This is a genomic window from Tropicimonas sp. (assembly GCF_047971885.1).
GTDB lineage: Bacteria > Pseudomonadota > Alphaproteobacteria > Rhodobacterales > Rhodobacteraceae > Tropicimonas.
The window spans coordinates 21765-27764 of record NZ_JBKEAE010000025.1 but is presented as its reverse complement, the minus strand read 5'-3'; the positions used below and the strand labels follow the sequence as shown (position 1 = coordinate 27764).

The following is a 6000-nucleotide window of genomic DNA, read 5'->3' as shown; positions in this document are numbered from 1 at the left end:
GCGCTGCGCAGGGGCCGCGACCGGCTCTATGCGCCCGAGGTCCACCGCCTGCGGGCCGAGATCCTGCTGTCGAGCGGCGCGGAGCGGTCCGACGACGCACGCGATGCGCTGGAACTGGCGGCCGGTCTGGCGGAAGCGTCCGGTGCCCGTGCATGGTCGGCACTGATCGGCGCCTCGATGGCCCGGCTACATGCGAAAAGCATGGGGCGCGGGGCGGCCGAACGGTGGCTTTCGGACAGGCTTTCCGCGATTGCCCTTCCGGGGTCCGAATCCCATCCGGCATTTGTCACCGCAAGACAGGCCTTCACCCGCCCGATCTAGCGACGCAGGTGGCCGCATGGCGGATTTCGGCCTTGCGCGTCACGCCGGGTTTGGCACGTCGGGTCGATGCGTGCTAATCCCTCCTGTACTGTTGATTGTTTGCATCGTTCCCGCGATGCCTGTGGCCGCGCGGATTTGACCAATTGAAGATCAACCACCTGAGCGTGTGCCATCTTATGACCCGGCAATTTCCGGGCGAGTATTTCTGTCGGGTGATGTGGGCGAGCGATTAGGATGGCTCCGGACCGGTCGGGTTGCGACGGGCGGCGGAGGCCGAAAACGGATTGAAAGGCGGGATTTATGAGCGGCATGGCTATCCTCGCGGTTCTATTTGCGTTTCAGGTCAAGCACTTTCTGGCCGATTTCTGCTGGCAATCGGCATGGATGATCGCCGGCAAGCGGGACTACGGAAGGGGCGGCGGTATTGCGCATGCGGGTCTGCATGCGGTGCTGAGCGTGCCGATTCTGCTTGTTGCCGGTTCAGGGGCCGCGCTGGCGCTGTTGCTCGCCGCTTGCGAGGCGATCGTGCACTTCCACATCGACTGGCTCAAGGCCGGCGCCACCGCCCGCCGTCACCTGACGCCGAAGGACCGCGCCTACTGGTGCCTGAGCGGCCTCGATCAGCTGGCACACCAGTGCACCTATCTTGCAATGATCGCCGTCCTGCTCGATCGCATGGCTTCGTGATCCGGGCGTGGACGGCGGGGAAATGTGCCGCGCCACCGACGCGCAGGTCGGATCTGGATCGTTCAGCCCTTGCGCTCCACGATCACCGATCCGACCGAATACCCCGCTCCGAACGAGCAGATGAGGCCGATGTCGCCCGGCGCAAGATCGTTGGAGAAGCGGGAAAACGCGATGATCGAGCCGGCCGAGGATGTATTGGCATAATCCTGCAGGATATTGGGCTGCTCGCCCGGTTCGGGAATGCGGCCGAAGACCTTGCGACCGATGAAATCGTTCATCGTCTTGTTGGCCTGGTGCAGCCAGATGCGTTTCAGCGCGGCGGCGGTGATGCCCTCATCGGTCATGTGTTGCAGGATGTGGGCCGAGACCATCGGCACCACCTGTCTGAATACCTTGCGCCCTTCCTGCACGAACAGCATGTCGCGCCGGTCGGCCATGTGGCCCGGGCGGGTGCGGCGCAGGAAGCCGTTGTTGTTGCGGATGTTGTTCGAGAACCGGGTGGCGAGCCTGGTGGAGCGCACGGTGAAATGCGGGCCGCTGGCATCCTGCTCGCGTTCCAGCACGAGCGCCGTGCAGACATCGCCGAAAATGAAGTGGCAGTCGCGGTCGCGCCATTCGAGATGGGCCGAACAGATCTCGGGGCTGACGACCAGCGCCTTGCGGAGGGAGCCCGCCCGGATCATGTCGGCGGCGGTCTGGATGCCGAAGGTGGCCGATGAACACGCGACGTTCATGTCGAAGCCGAAACCGCCCGTGCCCAGCAGGTCCTGGATCTCGACCGCGATTGCGGGATAGGGGCGCTCGTGGTTCGAGGCGGCGCAGAGAACCGCGTCGATCTCATCCGCCGCCACGCCGGCCTGCGCCAGTGCCTGATTTGCCGCCACCACCGCCATTTCGGCCATCACACCGGGTTCGTCGTTCGAACGCTCGCGCAGGACCGGGTGCATCACCGCCGGATCCAGCACGCCGGACTTGTCCAGCACGAAACGGTTCTCGATCCCCGACGCCTGAACGATGAATTCGGTCGAGGAATGGGGCAGCGGCTCGCTGCGCCCCTCGGCGATCGCCGCGGCGTTTTCCGCGTTCACCCTGTCGGCATAGGCGTTGTAGGCGGCGACCAGTTCATCGTTGGTGATGACCTCAGAAGGGGTGAATACCCCGGTTCCCGTGATCGCTGCCTGCGGCATTGTCGTGCTCCTGATCGGTTGCGGCCATTGAACCCGCGCCGGCAGCAGCGTCAAGGGGAGAGGGCATCAGGGGGTGGGGAACCGGGTCCTTCCGGCGCAGCAGATAGCGCGAAAAGACCTCGCCGTAGGAGGCGTAACGATAGCCGTAATTGCGTTCGAGAAAGGCGTCGCGGCGTTCGCGGAACAGACCCGGCAGCGCGTACCACGGCACGCCCGGATGGGCGTGGTGGACGACATGCAGGTTGTTGTTGAGAAAAAGCAGCGCCAGAGGCCCCCGGTCTTCGACGATCACGGTGCGGCCCTTGTAATCGGGGAAGGCGCGGTGTTCGAGGAAGGTGCGGATCTTGAGGATCGCCAGCGCTGCATAGGCCGCGACCAGATAGGCCCAGAACGGCATGGGCGACAACGAGACCAGCCAGATCACGATCAGCACCGCCGGGATGTGCAGCAGCCACGAGACCAGCACCGAACGGTCGCCGGTGCGAATGGCACGCCAGTCGCTGCCCATGAAGGCGATCTGACCGACAACCGGACCGATCAGCATGCGCCCCAGAAGGGTGTTGTTCAGCAGCAGCACCGAACGTACCCATCCCGGCAGGTTGTACCAGACCCTGGGGTCCATGTAGTTGCTTTCGGGGTCGTCGTAGGGATCGGTCAGGTTCTCGTCGGTGTGATGCGCGCGATGGGTGTCGCGAAACCGGCCATAGGGGATTGCCAGCGTCAGCGCCGGGCTTACCAGCAATTCGTTCAGCCGCTCGTCGCGGAACGGATGATAATGGATAATCTCGTGCTGGAGCGAGGAATGCTGCGCCCCGGCCAGTGCGACAAGAACGATCCCCAGCGGCAGCCACGCTCCGGTGCCAAGGGTCAGCCCGATACCCCAGAGCGCATAACAGGCGACCAGCAGGACAAGGGTCGGCCACTCGAAGCCGTAGCGCTGTTTCGCCATGCATCCTCCCGGAGGGCTGTGTCAGGAAGTGTCGGGTCGCAGGGTATCAGCCGGGCGGTCACGCGCATACGGGGAACTGGGCGACAAAAAAGTCGTGATGTGGATAATAGTTACTTATTGGCGATAATAATCGCCATTTCTGTCAGCACTGAATGCTGACCCCTCTGACGTCGGTTGTCTCGTGCCTGGCCGTCGGGATTGGCGCGCATACCGAACCACCACGCCGGACAGCGAATATCACACCTTCATGGAACTTGTAGGCAGAGCCGCGGCTCCTGCGGCGGCACGGGTTTCGCCCGACTGGCCGCTGCGGTGCGGGCCCCCATTGTCATTACATTTAATTTTTTGCATATGTTCTCTGCCGGGCCGGCGATACAGCGGTGTCGATGCCTGCGCCGGCTGACAACGATATGACAATTCTGTGGAAGGAACCTCCCGATGGACTGGAACGCCTATCTCGACGAGATGAAGGGCAGTCTGCGCGAAATGCGCCGGAGCATCCCCGAAGTCATGAAGGGCTTCGGCGCGCTGGAAAAGGCCGCCGAGGCCGGCACCGGCATCGACGGGAAGACCAAGGAACTGATTGCCGTCGCCTTCGGGGTCGGTGCGCGCTGCGAACCCTGTATCGGGTTTCACGTCAGGGCGCTGGCCCGCGCCGGCGGCACCCGCGAAGAGCTTCTGGACGTTCTTGGGGTGGCGGTCCAGATGGGTGGCGGTCCCGGTCTGATGTATGCCGCCAAGACCCTTCAGGCGTGGGATCAGCTGATCGCCGACGAAACGCCCTGACAGACACGGCCCCGCCCGAAAGACGGGGCCGCCGTTCGTTATGCGCCGTCTCCGAAGCCGTAGGTTTCGGTCACGTAGTCGATATCCTTGTCGCCCCGGCCGGACAGGTTGATCAGGATCGACTTTCCGGGGTTCTTCGGCGCCTCGCGCATGGCAAAGGCAATAGCATGCGCGCTTTCGAGCGCGGGAATGATCCCCTCGTGGCGGGACAGGGCATAGAATGCCGCCAGCGCCTCGGCGTCGTCGGCCGTGGTATAGGTCACGCGGCCCGTCTTGTGCAGGTGCGCATGCTCGGGTCCGACGCCGGGATAATCCAGCCCCGAGGCGACGGTATGCACTGGCGCGGGCTCGCCCTCATCTGTCAGCAGCACCAGCGTGCGGAAGCCGTGGATATCGCCGTCGACGCCGAAGCTGATGGTGGCGGCATGATCGCCCAGACTGGACGAGGTTCCCAGCGGCTCGACACCGTAGAGCGCAACCTCCTCGTCCTCGATGAAGCCGGCGAAAATCCCCATCGCGTTCGACCCGCCCCCGACACAGGCGGCCACCATATCGGGCAACTGGCCACTGGTCATCTCGGCGAACTGTTCGCGCGCCTCGATCCCGACGACCGACTGGAAATCGCGCACCATTCTGGGGAAGGGATGCGGGCCGACAACCGAACCGATGCAGAACAGCGCCCTATCCGCCTGCGAGATATAGCTCTGAAAGCAACTGTCGACCGCCTCCTTCAGCGAGCGGCCGCCGAATCCGACCGGAACCACCTCGGCCCCCAGCAGCTTCATCCGGGTGACGTTGGGCGCCTCCTTCACGATGTCGATCTCGCCCATGTGAATCTCGCATTCGAGCCCGAAATAGGCCGCCGCCGTCGCCAGCGCGACGCCATGCTGGCCGGCACCGGTTTCGGCCATGACCTTGGTCTTGCCCATGTGCCTGGCCAGCAGCGCCTCGGCCATGCAATGGTTCAGCTTGTGCGCGCCGGTGTGGTTGAGATCCTCGCGCTTGGCATAGATCTGTGCCCCGCCGCAACGCTCGCTGAGGTTCTTCAGATGGGACACCGGCGTCGGGCGCCCCTGGAAGTGTTTGCGGATATAGCGAAGTTCCTGAAGAAAGCCGGCCGATTTCGAAAGCTGCTCCCAGGCCTGGCGAATTTCCCGGAAATGCGGCTCGAGCGGCGGCGGCAGCATCGCCCCGCCGTAGTCGCCAAAATAGCCGTCGGATGTCGGCGTGTCTCTCAGATATGCCATGCTGGTCTCCCTGGTGTCTCTGGCTCCGCGTAATCTGGAAAATCCGCGCGGCAGGGTAAAGCCGATTGTTGCCACCCGCGCCGATGGCGGCAGTTCGACGCGATCACGGCGCTTGTGCAGCCTCGGGGAAAGAGTCACCTTGGCAATCGTGCAACCAGCCGGGAGGCCGCGATGGGCAGCAGACCAGTCGAATTCTCGGACGGCAGATGGCTGAACGAGCCGCCGGTTCACCGGCTGACCCCCGAAAGGCTCGAAATCGGCTGCGCGAAGGGCAGCGATCTGTGGCAGCACACGCATTACGGCTTCAGCCATGTTTCGGGGCATGCACTGCTGGTCGATGCGCCCGCGGCCTTTGTCGCCGAGATCGACGTTGCGGCGCGCTTCACCGGAAAATACGAACAGGCCGGGCTGCTGCTCTGGCAGGACGACCGGACATGGGCGAAATTCGGTATCGAATATGCCGACGGCCGGCCCAATTTCGCCGCCGTGGTCACGCGCGGGCGTTCCGACTGGTCGATGGCCCCGGCAGCACCCGATATCGCCGGCTTCAAGTTGCGGATGACCCGCACCGATGCGGCGATCATCCTGCATTATCGTTCCAGGCGCAGCTGGCAGATCCTGCGCGTGGCCGGTTTCCCCCCCGGCGCCGCCGAAATCGGGCCGATGGCCTGTTCGCCGCAGACCGAGGGGTTCACCGCCGCCTTCGCCGCCTTCACCCTCGGCCCGGTACCGGAGGATCCGCTTTACATCGGCGCCTCGGCCTGACCCTGCGGGTTGCTTGATCCCATGGGTCGGCGCGCCGGACCGGTTTCGTCGCCAGGGT

At 64.3% G+C, this 6000-nt stretch carries 7 protein-coding genes; 4 read left to right on the top strand and 3 right to left on the bottom strand.

From position 1 onward, the window contains the following. Both ACK5IR_RS03185 and ACK5IR_RS03180 read left to right on the top strand, forming a co-directional pair. The coding region (locus tag ACK5IR_RS03185; RefSeq protein WP_416925840.1) for a hypothetical protein at positions 1-321 on the top strand (321 nt) is incomplete at its 5' end. Positions 322-621: 300 nt separating this feature from the next. Then, a complete protein-coding gene (locus ACK5IR_RS03180; protein ID WP_416925838.1) occupies positions 622-1008 on the top strand; it encodes a DUF3307 domain-containing protein in 387 nt (128 codons plus the stop codon). A gap of 62 nt (positions 1009-1070) precedes the next feature. Here the strand turns inward: ACK5IR_RS03180 and ACK5IR_RS03175 are convergent, their stop codons facing one another. Together ACK5IR_RS03175 and ACK5IR_RS03170 are read right to left on the bottom strand one after the other, a co-directional pair. After that, positions 1071-2195, bottom strand: coding sequence for a beta-ketoacyl-ACP synthase III (locus ACK5IR_RS03175; RefSeq protein WP_416925836.1), 1125 nt, complete (start codon positions 2193-2195; stop codon positions 1071-1073). Beyond that, on the bottom strand, positions 2149-3144 hold the full coding sequence (locus tag ACK5IR_RS03170) for a fatty acid desaturase (RefSeq protein WP_416925834.1): 996 nt from the start codon (positions 3142-3144) through the stop codon (positions 2149-2151). The genes ACK5IR_RS03175 and ACK5IR_RS03170 overlap by 47 nt, the downstream gene beginning before the upstream one ends. Before the next feature lie 438 nt (positions 3145-3582). Here ACK5IR_RS03170 and ACK5IR_RS03165 point away from each other — a divergent pair, with 438 nt between their 5' ends. Then, positions 3583-3930 (top strand): carboxymuconolactone decarboxylase family protein, encoded by a 348-nt coding sequence (locus ACK5IR_RS03165; RefSeq protein ID WP_416925832.1) that lies wholly within the window; start codon positions 3583-3585, stop codon positions 3928-3930. A gap of 38 nt (positions 3931-3968) precedes the next feature. On the opposite strand, the gene trpB is transcribed toward ACK5IR_RS03165, so the two are convergent. Next, a complete protein-coding gene (trpB, locus tag ACK5IR_RS03160; protein ID WP_416925830.1) occupies positions 3969-5177 on the bottom strand; it encodes a tryptophan synthase subunit beta in 1209 nt (402 codons plus the stop codon). Between the two features lie 171 nt (positions 5178-5348). Here trpB and ACK5IR_RS03155 point away from each other — a divergent pair, with 171 nt between their 5' ends. Further along, a complete protein-coding gene (locus tag ACK5IR_RS03155) occupies positions 5349-5942 on the top strand; it encodes a DUF1349 domain-containing protein (protein ID WP_416925828.1) in 594 nt (197 codons plus the stop codon). The last annotated feature ends 58 nt before the right edge of the window (positions 5943-6000 follow it).

Excerpts from the sequence above, each read along its gene's own strand:
- ACK5IR_RS03180 (WP_416925838.1), top strand. The coding sequence starts at position 622 with ATGAGCGGCATGGCTATCCTCGCGGTTCTATTTGCGTTTCAGGTCAAG.
- ACK5IR_RS03175 (WP_416925836.1), bottom strand. The coding sequence starts at position 2,195 with ATGCCGCAGGCAGCGATCACGGGAACCGGGGTATTCACCCCTTCTGAG.
- ACK5IR_RS03170 (WP_416925834.1), bottom strand. The coding sequence starts at position 3,144 with ATGGCGAAACAGCGCTACGGCTTCGAGTGGCCGACCCTTGTCCTGCTG.
- ACK5IR_RS03165 (WP_416925832.1), top strand. The coding sequence starts at position 3,583 with ATGGACTGGAACGCCTATCTCGACGAGATGAAGGGCAGTCTGCGCGAA.
- trpB (WP_416925830.1), bottom strand. The coding sequence starts at position 5,177 with ATGGCATATCTGAGAGACACGCCGACATCCGACGGCTATTTTGGCGAC.
- ACK5IR_RS03155 (WP_416925828.1), top strand. The coding sequence starts at position 5,349 with ATGGGCAGCAGACCAGTCGAATTCTCGGACGGCAGATGGCTGAACGAG.